Genomic DNA, 17,096 nt, shown 5'->3' with positions numbered 1-17,096 from the left:
CTCGCCTGTTTCTGCGCCGCCCCTTCACAGGGATGGCATCGCCCGGACCGTCCCCAGCATTTTGCTGGCATTCAGCACGGCCTGCGTTCGGCTGTTGACGCGCAGCTTGCGCAAGATGGCCGAAACATGCGCCTTTACAGTGCTTTCGGCAATATCCAGTTCAAAGGCAATCACCTTGTTGGACTTGCCGAGGACCAGCATTTCCAGCACCCGCCGTTGCTGGCCGGTCAGGGCGGCATAGCCTTGCTGGAAATCATCATCAATCATCATCTGGCCACGGGTGAGCGGAGCACTGAGGTCAACCGGCATATAGACCTTGCCGCTGATCACCTCGTGCAGCCCCTGCACCATGCTGGCTTTGGCCATCGATTTGGGAATGAAACCCGCAGCGCCAAGGGTCAGGGCCTGCTGGATGGTTTCCCGTTCCTCGTCGGCTGAAACCACCACGATCGGCGTGGCCGGAACGGCATTGCGCAGGGCGATCAGGCCGTTGAATCCGTTCATGCCCGGCATGTTGATGTCGAGCAGCAACAGATCAAGGTCATCATGGGCGGCGATGATCATCGCTTCGTCGAGGGTGCTGGCTTCCAGTACAGCGGCGTCCGGGAATGCCTGATCAACCACTTGCTGCAGGGCATCGCGGAACAGCGGGTGATCGTCCGCAATCAGGATCTTGCTGTGGGGGGGGGCCATGGATTGCTCAAGCATGGCCGTGCGTCCGTACTGTCATGGTGCTTTCTCCTCCCTGAGCCATGACGGCTGTCATACGGCACCATCCCGTCCCCGGGCGCTCTTGTCGGCGCGGTATGGCGGGGGGGATTGTTATGGCATCCGTGAGGCTATTCTAAAGCATCATGAGAAAAAGTGGGAATTGCTTTTTCGCCACACCGCTGTGCTCCCCACCGGAGAGCTGTCAGGCACCTTTGGTGGCGGAGATACGCTTTTTGATCACATCTTGCGTCAGGGGGGCATGGAACAGGTTGGGATTGACCCCAAAGTCGTGCACCGCCTGCAACGCCAGTCGTTCCAGCAGTTGCAGTTCGGGTTCCACACCGGAATCAATGGCCTGCAGCATCACCTGCGCGGTGCGGTGCAGGGTGTTGATATTGGTGCAGGCACGGGCATAGCTGCTGTCGCCAGCACGGCGGATCAGGGCGCGGCTTGCGTCAGACAGGCGGGCGAGGCCATTGCGGGCCACCGAGCTGCTTTGCTGGCCTGCGGCCCCCAGCGCGGTGATTTCGCCCGCAAGGCGGATGCAGAGTTCTGCCAGCCGCAAAATCTTGTCGATGCTGACCCGCTGGGCCATGGCGCGGATCTGGTCTTCGAGGGTGGCGTTGCTGAGCCGGTCAAGGGCTTTGGCCTTCAGCGGGTTGGGCACGGTAAAGGGTTTGACCATGGCGGCGTTGGCCTCGTCGCGGCTCTTTTGGCGCCGGTCCGGCCCGATGTAGTCCGAGGTCACCACGAACGGTTTGCGATTGTGGATCAGGTTTTCCAGCCGGGCATCGACGTAGCTCTCGCTCCACGGGTAGGGCAAAATGTCATCGACACCGGCATCAACCAGGGCCTTGACCTGTTCCGCCGTCGGATTGTGGGTTACCGCGACGACCGGCAGGAACGGATTGGAGGCCAGTTCCCCGTGGCGGATGGCGTTCACCATGGCCGGGGCCGTTCTGGGGCTGCCGATATCGGCCTGTAGCATCAGCAGGTCACAGGGGGCCGAGTCCAGGCGTTCGCGCAGGACGCTCAGGTCATTGGTGAAGCTGATTTCGCGGCAGCCCAGATGATACAGGTTGCTACGCACGGCCTGTCGCAGGACCGGTTCGACGATCGCGATCTGAACCGTGACGTACGTATAGAAATAAGTAGCAACCATTCTCGTTCCTGTCTGCCCTGCGTCTTATGTCCCCGGGAAAGGCGCTGTCTTGCATATACAGGGTTTCATATGCGGTTGTACTCTACGCATTCCGGGTGGGGTCGGTAAATGGTTCCAAGGTACATGTCAACATACAGAAGTCCACCACGCTCAGCTCCTCGGCCCGCATCGTCGGTTCAATGCCTGCCTTGGCACACAGCTCTTCGGGCGAAGGCATACCGGGATAACGGCCTGACAGCCCCTTGAGGCTGGCGCGCAGCATCTTGCGGCGCTGGTTGAAGGCCGCAGCCACAACAGCTTCCATGACATCAAAGCGGCAGGGAACCAAAGGCTGCGGGCGCGGTGTCAGGCGGACAACTGTCGAGGTCACTTTCGGCGGCGGGGTGAAGGCGCGGGGGTTAACGTCAAACAGCGGTTCGACCGTACACAGCCATTGGGTCATCACCGACAGGCGGCCATAGTCCTTGGTCCGGGGCTGGGCGGCCAGACGGTCCACCACTTCCTTTTGCAGCATCACCACCAGACATTCAAAGTCGGTGATGTGGCGGTACCACTGGAACAGCAGGACGGTACCGACGTTATAGGGCAGGTTGGCGACGATCCGGCGAGGGGCCTCGCCAAGGGTGTGGGCCTGGATTTCGAGCGCGTCGCCTTCGATGACCTCAAGGCGACCGGGGTAGGCTGCCTGTATCTCCGACAGAATCGGGCGGGTCCGCTCGTCCCGCTCGATGGCAATCACCCGCCGGGCACCGTTATCCAGCAGTGCACGGGTCAGCCCGCCGGGGCCGGGGCCGACTTCGATGCAGGTGCCTTCCTCCAGCGTGCCTGCGCCCCGGGCGATGCGACCGGTGAGGTTGAGGTCAAACAGGAAGTTTTGGCCGAGCTGTTTTTTCGCACTGAGCCCATGGGCTGCGATCACGTCGCGCAACGGGGGAAGGGGAGACGGCGTTGACGGATTTTGATCGCTCATCGGGACTGGGACTCGTGTGGGAGAACAGGAAAGATCAGGACGGGGTGTGTGCCGCAGCCCGCTCGGCGGCCAGGACGGCCCGCTCGTGGCGGATCACCATTTCGGCGGCTTGTCGCAGGGCGGCAACAAAGCTGGACGGGTTGGCCTTGCCGCTGCCGGCAATCCCGAAGGCGGTGCCATGGTCCGGCGACGTGCGGATGAACGGCAGCCCGAGGGTGACATTGACTCCGTGATGGAAATCAATGGTCTTGATCGGGATCAGGGCCTGATCATGATACATGCACAGGCAGGCATCATAGCCATCACGGGCTTCGGGATGGAACAGGGTATCGGCCGGGGTCGGTCCAAAGGCATCAATGCCTTCGGCCTGCAATTGCGCTACCGCCGGGGCGATGATGTCGATTTCCTCGCGGCCCATGTCGCCGTTTTCTCCGCCGTGCGGATTAAGGGCGGCCACCGCCAGACGGGGATTCGGACGGGCAAAGAAATCCCGCAGGGACTGGGCAACCTGCCGACCGGCAGTGACAATGGCTTCGCTGGTCAGCGAGACGATGGCATCGCGCAGGGACAGATGGACTGTCACCGGGATCACTTTGACCGCATCACAGGACAGCATCATGATCGGGGCAACAGCAGGGTGCCCGGCCTTTTGTGCCAGTTCCGCGAGGTATTCGGTATGGCCGGGGTGGGTGAAGCCCCCTTGATGCAGGATGTGCTTGGAGATCGGCAGGGTCACCACGCCAGCGGCCTCACCGCCCAGAGTCAGGGCAACCGCCCGGTCGATCGAGGCGATCACTGCCGGGGCATTGCGGGGATCGGGTGAACCGGGGATGACCGACGTTGCCAGCGACTGCGCCAGCACCGGCAGGGCCTGATGGAATGTGTCGCGGGCTTCGGCGGGGGTGGTGATTTCCCTGACCGGCACCTCAAGGCCCAGACGACGGGCCAGACCGATCAGACGGGCCGGTTCATCAATGACGAAAAAGGGCGGCAGGGCACCACCATGCTCGACCCAGGCTTTCAGCAGGATGTCCCCGCCGATCCCGGCAGGCTCGCCCATGGTGACGGCAAGGGGCAGCTTTGGCATACGAGACATGGTGGAACCTCCTTTTCCTGCCGGTTGGGTCTGTCGAGCGGGACAGACGGTCGCAGGGGTGTTACAGGCGGACGTCGATCAATGCCTGACGGCGCAGGTCGCGCAGACGGCGGTCGGCCAGACGTTCAAGTTTTTCCCGTTCCAGACGGCTGGACACGTCGTCCCGGCTGGGCAGGCCGTTGGGGTCGATGCGCTTGCAGACCATCAGCAGTACTTCGGCATCCCCCATGTTGACCGGCGGACTGACCTTTTGCTCCGGCAGACCCTGTATGGCCTGGGCAATTGCCGGGGGAAGGTCAGACAGGCGCTGCTGGCCGATATCGCCCGAGCTGGGCAGTTTTTCCCGCTCGGCAAGCAGGTTCAGGTCTTCGCAGCTGGTGGCCTTTTGCGCCGCCTGTTCAAGAGAGGCGCGTCTTTCCGGCGTCACGGCGATTCGCCCACTGAGCGGCATATAGATCTGGCTGAGGGCGTAGCGGATGTTGGCCGGGTTTGCCGCCGCTGGCTGGTGCTGGTCAATCAGCAGCAGCAGGGTATAGCCGGTCGCCGTGCGGATGGGGGGGCTGACCTGACCGGGGCTGAGGCGGGTTGCGGCCTCATCCAGTTCCGGCGAGAGCTGGCCTTCGACCAGCCATCCCAGATCGCCGCCGCGTCCGGCGGTGGCTGCTGCCGAAAACTGTTGGGCCAGCGCGCTGAACTTGGCCCCCTGTTGCAGTTGTTCGATCAGTCGTTCGGCCAGAGAGCGGGCCTGCTGTTCCTGATCGGCGCTGTTGACCGGTACCACCAGTTCCGCCAGACGCCGTTGCGGCTTGCCTTGTGCATTGGCAAGCTGGGCCAGCGTGGCATCGATTTCTTCCGGCTGGATGATGATCTGGCGGCGCAGGGACTGCTGGGCCGCCTTGACCCAGGCCACCTGGGCATGCACCTGACGTTTCAACGCGTCATAGGGGACACCGGCGCGGCTCATCATGCCTTCGGTGGCACCGGCGGGCAGGTTGTTGTTTTCTTCGATGCGGCGGATGGCGCTCATCACGTCGGCATCGCTGATGGTGATTTTCAGCCGTTTGGCTTCCTGTTCGCGCAGCTGGTCATCAACCAGCGCCCGCACCACGTTGGGCAGGATTTTTTGCTGGTTTTCCGGGGTGTTGGGAATGGCCGATGTCACCATCGTCAGGGCCAGCCGTTCCTGCACATCGCGGATCGAGATGATGTCATCGTTCACCACGGCAGCAATACGCTGCACCTGCTGGGCTTGCGCGCGCGCATCGTGGGGGACCGTCAGGACGCCGGACCACAGGGCTGCGATCACGATGCTGGTCGTCATGGCAGAGCGGGCGGTCCACAAGGGCTTGCGAGGGGTCATCGGCAGCATCTGTCCCTATCCGGTTTATTGCGACGCAGAGGTCTGAACTTCACCCAGTGTCTTGAATGTCACCCGCAAACCGATGCGGTAGCCATCCTCATAGTCGCGATCATAGGTGTAATCGCGCCCGGCACTGAGATCCATGGTAAAGCATTCATCGTCATAGCGGGCGGTGCCGGTGACACGCAAGGGGCCACCATTCTCCCCGAGGTCATGGTAGGTTTCAAGGCCCAGACGCCAGTAGCGCGATACCTGCGAGCTGAGGCCGACCTTCAGTTGCTCCTGCTCGCGTTCGCTACCAGTGGTCAGCGGCTTGCTGTCGAGCATGTCATAGGTGCTGGAAAACCGCAGGGTCGGCGGGCCAACCCGCAGCCCGACCTCGTTACGGCGGGCTTCGAGTGAATCCTTGTCAAAGCGGAAGCGGTACAGCACATCGAAGTTGCTGGTGGGCCGGACCTGGACCCGTCCAACGTAGTCGGAGAACTCTTCGCTCAGACCCGACAGGGTATCAAAGGTTCCATCCGGCGTCGCATGCCAGGTCTGCCCCAGGGCGACATCAATCTTGCCGTTGGCGTTGTTGTAGGCCGAATAGCGCATGGCGTAGTTGACGCGCGTGCCGCTTTCCGTCCGGTCCCGACCAGTGAAGCGGTTGGTGCTGAACAGGTTGGTGTCATCGAATTCAAAATCGATGCTGTCTTCGTTGGGAATCTTGTCGCTGTTCTGGCCGCGCGGACTGACCACCGCCTGAACCATCGGCTCGATGATTTCATGGTACTTGCGTTGCGTGCGGTCAAAGGGGAGCGACCAGGTAAAGGCTGCTTCGGGGATCACGCGACCGACGGTGCCGGTGTAGAGGCTGCCGTCTGTCTGCAGCACGTCCTCGACGCTATAGGCATCCCCGCGCACCGACAGGTCCATTTTGTAGACATCACCAATAGGACCAACGTAGGGGAGGTGCCAGCCATAGCTGGCCGACAGGCGACGGCTGTCGGCAGACTGGCTGGTGTTGGTGCTGTCGCGCAACAGCGAGACAAAGCCCAGATCGGCGGTGTGATAGGCCCCCTTGCTGGTTGGGGCACTGCTGTAGTTCCATTGCAGGGATGGCACCACCACCGGCGCTTCGATGGTCGAGCTGGAGCTGCGCAGATCCTGGAAGTAATAGCCTTCCATCACTGCATAGGAGCGGCGGCTGAAGGCTTCGACATAGGGGCGGCTGATCAGGAACGATTGTGACCGGAACCCGTAGCGACGCATGTAGGTGTCGTCCGAGGTCAGATTGATATCGGCTCCGGCCCGCCAGGTATCATCAATCGCCAGCTTGCTGAACAGCTTGAAGTGGTTGCGGATCCGCTCGTCATTGTCCTTGGTGATCGAGCCTTCCATTTTCAGCTCGCCCTTGGTTCCGCGCAGACGATATTCCCCGCCCAGCATCACCCCTTCATCGGTGGTAAACATCGGAGAAAAGGTGAAATCCTGATAGGGCGAGATGGCAAAGTAATATGGCGTGGTGAGCGTTGCTCCCAACCCTGACGTGCCGCCGTAGCTGGGGGCGAGAAAGCCCGATTGCCGTTTCACCGACGGATCGGGGTGCGACATGTAGGGGGTATACATCACCGGAACGCCAGCCAGCTCGACCCAGGCATCGTGATAGGTGACGTCTTTGGCCTCCTGATCATGGACCACCTTCAGGGCCTTGATCTGCCACAGGGGAGGCGCAGACGGGTCTTTGGCGCAGCTGTCGCATGCCGAATAAACGGCGTGGTCCATTTCGGTCCGGTTGCCACCGCTGCGGACGGCCTGACGGGCTGCGGCGCGCGAGCCATCGGTCAGGATCAGGCGGAATTCTTTGGCCACCCCGGCGGTCAGCTTGTCATCCAGCTCGACATGTTCGGCAAACAGGGTGTTTCCGTCGGCCTCGAGGATGGTGACGTTGCCGGTGGCGCTGGCATGGTCCTTGCCGGGCTGATAGTTGACGGTATCGGCCAGCAGGATGCGACCGCCATACTGGATTTCAACCCCCCCACGGGCGGTGACCGTATCAAGGGTCTTGTCGTGGATCAGCTCGTCGGCAGTAATCTGCGCCCGTTCATCCTGCGCTGAACCGGGGCCTTCGAGTGGGGCGCCGTTTTTCGGGGTGACGGTCTTGCCGCTGGTCGAAGACGGCTGGGCGGCCGCCCGGACCTGATGCGGCAGGAGCAAGGCAGGCCACAGCACGGCCATGGCCGTCAGGGGGGCCAGGACTGTTCTAAGGGCTGTACTGCCGTGCAGGGCTCGGATCATCGAACGGTGCTCGTACCAGGAAGGTGGCCAGAAAAAGGATGGGCGCAGGAAGCAGGGAACCTTTGGGGCAGGAAATCTATTTCCGTCTGAGCAGATACCGCAGAACCTGGGGCCGCACCAGCACCAACAGCGCCAGCCCCCCGGGGAGAAGGACAGAAAGATAGATCAGCGGGATCAGCATCAGGCTTTTGACCGCCATGTTACCGGAACCGATCATCAGGATTTCCACCAACACCAGCGCGCCGACGGCAAACAGCAACCGCTTGCCCGATCCGCGCCGGTCAAAGGAACCGGTCAGCAGAAACGCCAGAGCGATCAGGGTCAGCGAGACGGCGCTCAGGGGATTGGCAATGCGCTGATGGGCTTCGACGCGGAAACGATGGATGTCGTTTTCGGACACCGAGGCGTCGCTCCCACTGTGAATGGTCAGCAATTCGGACAGGGGACGTTCGCGGGCATCGCGGAAGCGGTCGGATTTTTCCCCGCCACCGCTGGTCTTCAGGTCCAGGGTATAGCTGTCGAAGTACAACAGGGACATCTGCCCGGTACCGGTGGTGACTTCCTGACGGTTGCCGTTGACCATCAGGACGCGCGGGCCGTGCTCGCCTGCCAGCAAGGCACCCCGTTCGGCCATCAGGGTAACCGTCTGTTCCGGCTTGCGGGAGTCCTGTACCAGCAAGCCCTGCAGGACGCCACTGGCCAGCCGCGACCGGACGTAAACCGTTACGCCGGGCATCACCGTGTTGAAGGCGCCTTCGCGGATCAGCAGGCGGCCGACGTCATTGCGGACAGTCCACTGCATTTCGCGAAAGGCGCGCACAGACTCCGGGACGGCGTAAAGGGTCAGAAACCAGCCCGTCAGGCTGAGCACGCCAGCCAGCAGCAGGGCCGGGCGGGCCAGCCCCAACGGGCTGAGACCTGCGGCGCGCATCACCACCAGCTCGCGGTCGGTATTGAGCTTGTTGTAGCTGAACAACACCACGCCAAACAGGGAGATGGGCAAGACGAAAATCAGGAAGTTGGGCAGCAACAACCCGGTCAGGCTGAGAAACGTGCCGACGGAAGCCCCTTCATTGACGATGAGATCAATGAAACGAAGGGACTGTGTAAGCCACAGGATGCAAAGCAGGCCGACCGTGACCAGCACGGTTCCCGTTACAAGCTGTCGCAGAATATAGAGTGTGATCCGACCCATTGTGGCGCGGAGTATAGCGTTCCCATCCGGCATAACCAGAGGGAAAAGTGGCGAGGATGGAAAATGCGGCATCCGGGGCAGGGGAAAGATCTTGGCCTGATGGTCAGGGTTTTGCGGTGATGGCCCGGCGGGGTCATGACCATCGGTAGCGGGATCATTGCCCTGATGGTACAGTGGGGGTTGTGCCGCCATCCCTTGCCATGGTTCCGGCATGGTGCAGGATCTGATCCACATGGGGTATCCACAAGAGGATTGGACGGCAGACGCCAGACATGGCACCTTTGCCAATACAATCTGCCAGAAGGCAGGGATGAACAAGGCGTTCGCAACGTCATTCGGGAGGTACATATTGGATAGCCATAAACCTCCAGCCACAGGACATTCCGGCTCTGACAGGGCTTTGCGGCATCATGGGCCGGACCGGGCTTCGGGGGGCCGTGGCCCGGAACAGCCCTCCCAGTCCTCCCCTGCTGCTTCGGCTGCCGTGACGCCACGCAGCATTCCTCATCAGCCCCATGAACGGCGCGATCCACACATTCGCCGCCAGCGCCACCGGCGTGTTGCGCGGCATTTGTTCTGGCGGCGGTATCGCTGGCTGGTCGTCGTGGGGGCTGGCCTTGCCGGAGTGCTGGCTTTTGTTGGCGGGTTGTGGTTGACGGCCTTGTTGCTGGCAGGCGGGGGGCATTCAGACAGGATTGCTGCCGCAGAGGATTTTTCTCCGGCGGTCATGCAGACCTGTCAGGAGTCCATGCAACGGGTGAGCTGCGGTTGTTTCTGGGACCGGTCACAGAGTGTTTATACGGCTGAAAACATTTCCGGGATTTTACAGGCTCTGGTCGAGCGGGAGCAATGGGGCCCGGCGATTACCCGTGCCCGTCTGGTGCGGGCCGCCGGAGAGGACGGGGCGCGGGTGATCGGGCGGGCACTGTATGATTGCGTCCAGATGTAGCCGGAGCCTAAGAGCAGCGTGCGTTAAATCTGATGCCACAGGACACGACAGTTGGTGGAGAATGGCGGGCTGCCGTCCGCGCCTGCCCGGGGCCTCCGGCCCCGAACGTTCACTTGGGGACGATGCTCCCCCCCCCACACACTTTTTCTTTCAATATCAAAAGAACGGGGTCCGGGGCCTCAAGGCCCCGGCGAGGTTTGGAGCAGCGCTCCATGATCCTGTTTTCTGTTTGTCGTGTACCGTAATCTGACGCAGGGCCGCATTGTTTTTGCGAAAACCGGTTCCCACTTTTCGCATAATGCTCTAACGGGGACCGTAGAGGGTTTCGAGGGCCCCCTTGTCCTCAGTGTCCTGGCTGTCTGTTGGTGCCGCAGGCAGGCAGACGTGGAAAATGGTGCCTTCCGGGGTGCCATCGGCGCGGTGGTTGGGGGTAATCCAGACCCGCCCTTTGTGCCGTTCAAGGATACGTTTCACCAGAGCAAGGCCAATGCCTGTTCCTTCATATTCTTCCGGGCCGTGCAGACGCTGAAAAATCAGGAAAATACGGGTGTATTGATCCGGGGGGATGCCGATACCGTTGTCTGCGATGTCGATTTCAACCATATCGTGATTGAGACTGGCGGTGATGACCACATGCGGAGGGCGTTCGTCGGGGCAATATTTCAGTGCGTTGCCGACCAGATTCTGGAACAGGCTGGTGATTTGCCCGGTGTCGCCCATCACCGGTGGCATGCTGGCGGGGACGTCGATGGTGGCCTGCCTGGCTTCGATGGAAACGGCCAGGTTGGTCAGGGCCTGCCGGATGCACTGGGGAAGCTGGGTTGGCTGCATGCGTTCTCCGGCCGTTTCAACACGGGAAAACGTCAACAGGTCATTGATCAGCCGTGACATGCGCCGTGCGCCCTGAACGGCAAAATCGATAAACTCGTGGGCTTCCTTGTCGAGCGTGTTGCCATACCGCCGTTCCAAAAGTTGCAGATAGCTGGAAACCACCCGTAATGGTGCCTGCAAGTCATGCGAGGCCACATAGGCAAACTGTTGCAGGTCAGAGTTCGAGCTTTCCAGGGCGCGGGTCTTTTCCGTCAGGGCATTACGCAGCATGGTGGCATCGGTGATATCGGTAACCATGGCGAACACGCTGTCAATGGCTCCGTTTTCATCCCGCAGGGTTGAGGCGGCGATATGGGCAATCAGCGGCGAGCCATCCTTGCGGATCAGGGTGATGTCGTACACCCGATGCTCCCGGCTCCACAGTGAGTCAATCTGCTGGCTGAAATCTTCCACCAGTTCGGGTGCGCAGAAGCGGATGGGGGAGTGACCAATGATTTCATGCCGTTCATAGCCCAGCATTGTGCACAGGCTGGAATTGACCGCCACCGTCTGGCGGGTGATCGGGTCGATTTGCCAGTACCCTTCCACAGTTCCTTCGACGACCGACTGGTAATGACGCTCGCGGTCATTGAGCTGCTGCAGTGTCTGGACGGCGAGCAGGCGGGATTGCTGGCGGGAAATCAGCAGCAGGTAGGCCCCGGCCGACAGGGCCAGCGCCAGCAGGATGTTGGCAATCAGCGAAGACCATGGGTCCCGATACAGCCGGGCTTCCAGACTCGGGGTGCTGTGGACTCTCATCAGCCAGCTTTGCCCGGCGATGATCAAGGTCCGCTCGCTGCTTAACCGCGGCTGGCTTGGGTCGGTATCCGGGTGGTCATCCATGCTGATCAGTTGGCCGTCTGCCTTGCTGACCAGCAGGTGGGCATCATACCCCCGTGTGCGGGCGGTGCCGAACAGGGTTTGCGCCAGACTGTTGCCGTGTAGCCCCAAACTCACCCAGCCCTGCAAGGCAAGGCGGCGCTGTTCGATGGTGCTGGTGGGGAAAAACGATTTGTAGACCGGGGTGACCATCAGGAAATCAACATTGGTGCTTCCTGCGGTGATCAGTTGCAACGGCGGACTGAGGACGGTTTCTCCGCTGTCACGCGCCTGCAAGGCGGTATCCCGGCGGGTGCTGTTCTGGCTGAGGTCCAGCCCCAGCAGGGTGTTCCGGTTCTGGAGATAGGGTTCAAAGTGGGTGATGATGATGTGCTGATGGTCTGTTAAATCCGACGGATTGCGATCGTCCTGGCTATGGCTTTGCAGGGCAAAGTCGGGACTGATCTCTTGCCGCATGCGCAGCAGAAAGGCATCGAGATCCTGATCGGTGACCGGCTGGGCATAGGCAAGGGCATCAAGGCCGGGGAAGTTGCTCCACAGCTTTTGCCGGTCCAGATAGGCCTGCCAGTCTTTGCGGCTGGCAAAAGGTGATGTTTCCCAGAATGACGCACCACTGCGCAGGGTCATCTGGTACAGCCGCATTCTTTCGGCAACGCTTTGGGCCAGTTTGTCGACGTCACTTTCAAATGTCGTTTCGATGGCCTTGTTCTGGCTGGTCTGTTCGCCATGCCAGACGATTGCCGCCAGCAGTAGCGCAGCAGCCATAAAGGCCAGCAGGAACAACCGCTGGGGCCAGGTCAGCAGGGAAAAGGTTTCACGAGCCATGGCGCACCGGCCAGAGCCATGCCACAAGCACGGCTGCCAAAAGGAGGAGGAAGGCAAAGCCGTACAGGCGTTCGGGTGTCAGCAACACCGGCAGGCGGGGCAGGGCTGCTGGGGGCATGAAGTCGCTGAGGTGGGCAGAGGCATAGACCACCCATTCCACACTGCCGTCATTCAGGCGCTCGACCCAGGCGGCTCGCTTGCTCTGGCGGCCAGAGTCCGGGTGGGGCCAGTCAAACAGCACCAGACCGCCGCCTTCATGGGCTTTGTGCAGGATCAGGGCTTGCACGGCGGCACCGTTGGCGATGGAAAAGGTGTCCTGCGGCACGCGCTGGTTCTGGCTGACCTCGGGGAACAGCACCATCTGCCCCATCGGGTCAGCAAGGCCGATGGCACCTGACTGACCAAAGTGGACGGCGGACAGACCCGGGGTGGCTTCGTCGATGATGCTGCGCTCCATCGCCGGGACGTACTCGCCCGCACCGATCAGCCAGTCATAGGGGGCGAAATACCGGACGTAGGCGATTTTCTCGACCATCCGCTCCGTGCTGTCGGGGGCATACCAGCGATAGGAAAAATACCCTGATCCTCCCGGCTGTTGCGCCGCATGGATCAACCCCTTCATGATGAAGGTGCCTTGATCATCGCGGTTTTCCAGCAGGTTGCGGCCCTCGTTTTGCGGATGCAGGGGCATCAGCACCACATCGCCATTCATGCCATCAATGAAAAAATAGCCCCGGCCCGCGAAAAAGCGGATGTTCCGCAGGCTGTCCCGGATCAGGGTCTTCAGGGTATTGGGGGGCAGGACCGGCGAGGATGTGCTGTAAATGGCGCTGATGATGGCATGGGCACCATCAACCTGTTCGGCCAGCCGCTGTTTGAGGGTGGTCAGGACAGACTGTTGCTGCGTGCTGAGGTAGGTATGTGCATGGTTTGCTTCATTGCGCAGGGCGGATTCGGCCAGCCGCAGGGCTTCGTCTTGCCGCTGGCGGGCTTCCTGATCGGGGTCCGGCGTACCGGCGGCCTGAAAGACCAGCAAGGCAGCCAGCAAAAGGGCTGGCAAAACGCCTAAAAGACGCCACATCCAGTGTGGTAGGCGCATGCCCTCCCCCCTATGGCCGATGTTGTTTTTGGGGGACGATCCCCTCTTATGAGGATACTATAGCATGAATATAACGCCATCTATAGGACGAAAACCCGCTCGCCGGGCGCGTGCTTATCTTCCCCTTCCTTTTGGCGGCCAAAGGTTTACAGTGCTTTCTGTATGCCCGTTTCCCTGATCGCCTCTCCGCAGGAGTTCCCGTATCAATGAAGATCAGCTTTGCCAAATCCGGCCTGCCGAAGGCCGGTGCGCTGGTGGTTGGTGTGTTCGCCAACCGTGCGCTGTCGGCCACGGCCCGTCTGGTCGATGACGCCACCGGTGGTACCCTGACCCGTGCGATGGACGCCGCCCGTTTTGACGGGAAGGCCGAGCAGACCCTCAGTCTGCTGTGCCCGTCGGGCGTCGATGTGACCCGGGTGATTGCCATTGGACTGGGCGAGCCGGGAGACCTGTCGCTGGCGTCGCTGCAGACCTTTGGCGGTGTGGCCTGTGCCGCCCTGTCCAGCGGAACCGAAAAGCATGGCGCGATTGCGCTGGACCTGCCCGCTGACAGCGATCTGGACGCGGTGCAGGCGGCGGCCAATGTCGGCTATGGCGCGCGTCTGCGCAGCTATCGCTTTGACAAGTACCGTACGAAGGAAAAGAAGGAAGACAAGCCGCAGCTTGAAAAACTGGAAATCCTGTCGGCGGTTGGCAATGACGCCAAAAAGACCTTTGGCCTGCTGGATGCGGTGGCCGACGGGGTGTTCCTGACCCGCGACCTGCAATCCGAACCGGCCAACATCCTCGGCCCCGAAGAACTGGCCAAGGAATGCACCCGTCTGGAAAAGCTGGGTGTCAAGGTCACCGTGCTCGGTGAAAAGGACATGCGCAAGCTGGGGATGGGCGCCCTGCTGGGGGTCGGTCAGGGCTCGGCGCGCGAAAGCCAGCTGGTGGTGATGGAATGGACTGGTGCGGCTGAAAAGGATACGGCTCCGCTGGCGATCGTTGGCAAGGGTGTCTGCTTTGACAGCGGCGGCATTTCGATCAAGCCGGCCGGCGGCATGGAAGACATGAAGTGGGACATGGGCGGCGCTGGCGTCACCGTTGGCCTGATGAAGGCACTGGCCGGTCGCAAGGCGAAGGTCAACGTCGTCGGTCTGGTCGGTCTGGTGGAAAACATGCCGTCGGGGACCGCCCAGCGTCCGGGCGACGTGGTGACCTCGATGTCCGGGCAGACCATCGAAGTGATCAACACCGACGCCGAAGGCCGTCTGGTGCTGTGCGATGTGCTGACCTATTGCCAGCAGGAATACAAGCCGAAGGCGATCGTCGATCTGGCGACCCTGACCGGCGCGATCATCATCAGTCTGGGCAGCGAGCATGCCGGCCTGTTCTCGAACGATGACAGCCTGTCCGACGCTCTGACCGCCGCAGGCAAGGCCACCGGCGAAAAGCTGTGGCGGATGCCGCTGGGCGAAGCCTATGACAAGCAGATCAAGTCCGACATTGCCGACATGAAGAACGTCGGCGGTCGCGAGGCCGGGTCGATCACCGCTGCGCAGTTCCTGCAACGCTTCATCGACAAGGGCACGCCGTGGGCCCACCTCGATATCGCGGGCGTGACCTGGGGCAGTAAGGACAAGCCGCTGGTGCCAAAGGGCGGGACCGCGTTCGGTGTCCGTCTGCTGGATCGTCTGGTGGCGGAACAGTACGAAGACAAGGCCTGAGCATGAGCAGCATGGAGACTGCCGCCCGGTCACCGGGCGGGCGGGAGCGTGGGGCAGCCTCTGCTGCGGCGTCCCGTTCAAACCCGGGGAAACGGGCGGTGTCTCCGGTCGAGGTCCAGTTCACCGGGCGTCCTCTGGCGCAGGCCGAGGCGCTGGTGCTGGGGGTGTGGGAAGGCGGCAATCCAACCGCCGCCGCCCGTGCCCTGGGGGCCGACCGCTGGATCGGGCAGGCGCTGCGCCGTCTGCCTGCCTTTACCGGCAAAAGCGGCAACGCCTTGCTGCTGCATCCCCCCCGTTGTGATGACAGTGGAACGCCGCTGCCTGCGCAGGTCGTGCTGACCGGATTGGGGCAGTTTGGCGCGATGGATGCCGAAACCGCCCGGCGCTGCGGTGCCGAGGTCGGCGCTGTCCTGATGGCCAATGGCATTACCTCGGCGGCCATCGATCTGGGGCTGGAGCCGCTGATGGCGGCGTTCTTTGTGCTGGGGCTGCGGTTGCGTTGTGCGCCGATGCCCGACTATCGCCGCCATGAGGCTGATGGGCCGGAGGCTCCGCGCCCGTTGCGGCTGATCAGCGTGCGGGTCGGTGATCCCAGAATGGCCGAAACGGCGTGGGCCCAGTTGCGCGCCGCCGCTGAAGGCGTGGAACTGGCCCGCCGTCTGACGGCAGAACCGGCCAATATTTTGACTCCGGCCCGGATGATCGAAAAGGCGCAAGGCTTGAGCAAGCTGCGCGTCAGTGTCGAGGTGCTCGATGCCGAGCGTCTGGCCGCCGAAGGCATGAACTTGCATCTGGCCGTTGGTCGCGGCAGTGCCCATCCGCCTGCTCTGGTGGTGATGCGCTGGCGCGGGGCTGGGGATGGCAGTGCGCCAGTGCTGGTGGTCGGCAAGGGGCTGACCTTTGACAGCGGTGGGCTGTGCATCAAGCCAGCCGCCGGGATGGAAGAGATGAAGGGCGACATGGGCGGCGCAGCCACGGTGCTGGGGCTGTTGCATGCCGTTGCCACCGCCCAGACGCCGGTCAATGTCACCGGGATCATGGCACTGGCCGAAAACATGACCGATGGCGCCGCCTATCGGCCCGGCGATGTTTACACCAGCCATGCCGGTCTGACCGTCGAAGTGATTGATACCGATGCCGAAGGCCGGATGGTGCTGGCCGATGCCCTGTCGTGGGGCTGTGCCACCGAAAACCCCAAGGCGGTGATTGATCTGGCGACCCTGACCGGCAGCATTGTGGTGGCGCTGGGGCATCATCATGCCGGATTGTTCTGTAGCGATGATGCGCTGGCACGCGGGCTGATCCGCTCGGGGCAGTCAACCGACGAACTGTTGTGGCGGATGCCGTTGAGCGAGGCGCTGGATGAAGATCTGAAAAGCGACTGTGCCGATCTGAAGCAATGTGCCTCGGCCGGGCGCCTGTTGCCCGACGCCTTGCACGCGGCGCGCTTTCTGTCGCACTTCGTTCCCGACGGAACGCCATGGGCGCACCTTGATATTGCCGGGGTGAGCGAACGGGCCACCGCAACGGCGCATATGCCGGTTGGTCCCACCGGATTTGGGGTGTTGACCCTGTTTGACTGGCTGACCGATCAGTTTTGATCGGGGGGCTGTGATCATTGCACAGGTTGGACCCCGGCAAGTGTTTGGCGCTGGTCTAATTTCTGGCGCCAGAAAAAGAGGGTGCTGACCTTGCTCATGGTATCATTTGATGATACAATTACAGTATAACAATCAGGACCGCCGTTGTGATCCGATCGTTTAAAGGGAAGCATGCCGAAGCCATCTGGGCCGGACAGTCCCCCAAAGGCTTCCCCGCCGACGTCCTGCGGACCGCCCAGCGCAAGCTGGTCATGATCATGGCTGCTGTTGACCTGAATGCCCTGCGCCAGCCACCGGGAAACCGGCTGGAAGCCCTGAGCGGGGACCGCAAGGGACAGCACAGCATCCGCATTAACGACCAGTGGCGCGTTTGCTTTCGCTGGTCAGACGGGGCCGCTGAAGATGTTGAAATCGTTGACTACCATTAAG

13 protein-coding genes are annotated in these 17,096 nt (G+C 61.9%); 4 read left to right on the top strand and 9 right to left on the bottom strand.

The annotated features are described in order from the left end of the window. Positions 1-24: 24 nt before the first annotated feature. From BW995_RS09255 to lptF, 7 genes are all read right to left on the bottom strand, one after another. The gene (locus tag BW995_RS09255; protein WP_245821368.1) at positions 25-708 is read right to left on the bottom strand and encodes a response regulator; all 684 of its coding nucleotides are present in this window, start codon (positions 706-708) and stop codon (positions 25-27) included. Positions 709-913: 205 nt separating this feature from the next. Then, positions 914-1,873 carry a response regulator transcription factor gene (locus BW995_RS09250; RefSeq protein ID WP_076399903.1) on the bottom strand — a complete coding sequence of 320 codons (960 nt, stop codon included), beginning with the start codon at positions 1,871-1,873 and terminating at the stop codon, positions 914-916. A gap of 82 nt (positions 1,874-1,955) precedes the next feature. Continuing rightward, positions 1,956-2,843 (bottom strand): 16S rRNA (adenine(1518)-N(6)/adenine(1519)-N(6))-dimethyltransferase RsmA, encoded by an 888-nt coding sequence (gene rsmA / locus BW995_RS09245; protein WP_076399902.1) that lies wholly within the window; start codon positions 2,841-2,843, stop codon positions 1,956-1,958. A gap of 34 nt (positions 2,844-2,877) precedes the next feature. Beyond that, complete coding sequence (gene pdxA, locus BW995_RS09240; RefSeq protein ID WP_076399901.1) at positions 2,878-3,939, bottom strand: 4-hydroxythreonine-4-phosphate dehydrogenase PdxA; 1,062 nt, start codon at positions 3,937-3,939, stop codon at positions 2,878-2,880. A gap of 61 nt (positions 3,940-4,000) precedes the next feature. Next, a complete protein-coding gene (locus BW995_RS09235) occupies positions 4,001-5,308 on the bottom strand; it encodes a peptidylprolyl isomerase (protein WP_076399900.1) in 1,308 nt (435 codons plus the stop codon). A 15-nt stretch (positions 5,309-5,323) separates the two neighbouring features. Beyond that, entirely contained in the window at positions 5,324-7,579 is a 2,256-nt protein-coding gene (locus tag BW995_RS09230) for an LPS-assembly protein LptD (protein WP_084194714.1), read from the bottom strand. Between the two features lie 76 nt (positions 7,580-7,655). Next, the gene (gene lptF / locus BW995_RS09225) at positions 7,656-8,726 is read right to left on the bottom strand and encodes an LPS export ABC transporter permease LptF (RefSeq protein WP_245821366.1); all 1,071 of its coding nucleotides are present in this window, start codon (positions 8,724-8,726) and stop codon (positions 7,656-7,658) included. A 532-nt stretch (positions 8,727-9,258) separates the two neighbouring features. Between lptF and BW995_RS09220 the strand changes: the two genes are divergently transcribed. Beyond that, complete coding sequence (locus tag BW995_RS09220) at positions 9,259-9,723, top strand: hypothetical protein (protein WP_139332845.1); 465 nt, start codon at positions 9,259-9,261, stop codon at positions 9,721-9,723. A gap of 303 nt (positions 9,724-10,026) precedes the next feature. On the opposite strand, the gene BW995_RS09215 is transcribed toward BW995_RS09220, so the two are convergent. Beyond that, entirely contained in the window at positions 10,027-12,258 is a 2,232-nt protein-coding gene (locus BW995_RS09215; protein ID WP_076399897.1) for a CHASE domain-containing protein, read from the bottom strand. Beyond that, positions 12,248-13,357 (bottom strand): cache domain-containing protein, encoded by a 1,110-nt coding sequence (locus BW995_RS09210; protein WP_084194712.1) that lies wholly within the window; start codon positions 13,355-13,357, stop codon positions 12,248-12,250. Before BW995_RS09210 ends, BW995_RS09215 begins: the two co-directional genes overlap by 11 nt. 206 nt (positions 13,358-13,563) lie before the next feature. Here BW995_RS09210 and BW995_RS09205 point away from each other — a divergent pair, with 206 nt between their 5' ends. The 3 genes from BW995_RS09205 to BW995_RS09195 all read left to right on the top strand — a co-directional run bounded on the left by BW995_RS09205 (position 13,564) and on the right by BW995_RS09195 (position 17,095). Next, positions 13,564-15,066: a leucyl aminopeptidase gene (locus BW995_RS09205; protein WP_076399895.1), complete on the top strand. Its 1,503-nt coding sequence runs from the start codon at positions 13,564-13,566 to the stop codon at positions 15,064-15,066. A gap of 2 nt (positions 15,067-15,068) precedes the next feature. Continuing rightward, complete coding sequence (locus BW995_RS09200; RefSeq protein ID WP_084194711.1) at positions 15,069-16,667, top strand: leucyl aminopeptidase family protein; 1,599 nt, start codon at positions 15,069-15,071, stop codon at positions 16,665-16,667. 146 nt (positions 16,668-16,813) lie between these two features. After that, positions 16,814-17,095 (top strand): type II toxin-antitoxin system RelE/ParE family toxin, encoded by a 282-nt coding sequence (locus tag BW995_RS09195; protein WP_076399894.1) that lies wholly within the window; start codon positions 16,814-16,816, stop codon positions 17,093-17,095. Position 17,096: the final 1 nt, after the last annotated feature.

Origin of the sequence: Insolitispirillum peregrinum (assembly GCF_900156605.1) — a bacterium.
GTDB classification, from domain to species: domain Bacteria; phylum Pseudomonadota; class Alphaproteobacteria; order Rhodospirillales; family Rhodospirillaceae; genus Insolitispirillum; species Insolitispirillum peregrinum.
Note: the sequence above shows the minus strand (reverse complement) of the source record. Positions and strands in the feature narration are given on the sequence as shown.

Excerpts from the sequence above, each read along its gene's own strand:
- BW995_RS09230 (WP_084194714.1), bottom strand. The coding sequence starts at position 7,579 with ATGATCCGAGCCCTGCACGGCAGTACAGCCCTTAGAACAGTCCTGGCC.
- BW995_RS09250 (WP_076399903.1), bottom strand. The coding sequence starts at position 1,873 with ATGGTTGCTACTTATTTCTATACGTACGTCACGGTTCAGATCGCGATC.
- rsmA (WP_076399902.1), bottom strand. The coding sequence starts at position 2,843 with ATGAGCGATCAAAATCCGTCAACGCCGTCTCCCCTTCCCCCGTTGCGC.
- BW995_RS09200 (WP_084194711.1), top strand. The coding sequence starts at position 15,069 with ATGAGCAGCATGGAGACTGCCGCCCGGTCACCGGGCGGGCGGGAGCGT.
- BW995_RS09255 (WP_245821368.1), bottom strand. The coding sequence starts at position 708 with ATGCTTGAGCAATCCATGGCCCCCCCCCACAGCAAGATCCTGATTGCG.
- BW995_RS09205 (WP_076399895.1), top strand. The coding sequence starts at position 13,564 with ATGAAGATCAGCTTTGCCAAATCCGGCCTGCCGAAGGCCGGTGCGCTG.
- pdxA (WP_076399901.1), bottom strand. The coding sequence starts at position 3,939 with ATGTCTCGTATGCCAAAGCTGCCCCTTGCCGTCACCATGGGCGAGCCT.
- BW995_RS09210 (WP_084194712.1), bottom strand. The coding sequence starts at position 13,357 with ATGCGCCTACCACACTGGATGTGGCGTCTTTTAGGCGTTTTGCCAGCC.
- BW995_RS09235 (WP_076399900.1), bottom strand. The coding sequence starts at position 5,308 with ATGCTGCCGATGACCCCTCGCAAGCCCTTGTGGACCGCCCGCTCTGCC.
- BW995_RS09215 (WP_076399897.1), bottom strand. The coding sequence starts at position 12,258 with ATGGCTCGTGAAACCTTTTCCCTGCTGACCTGGCCCCAGCGGTTGTTC.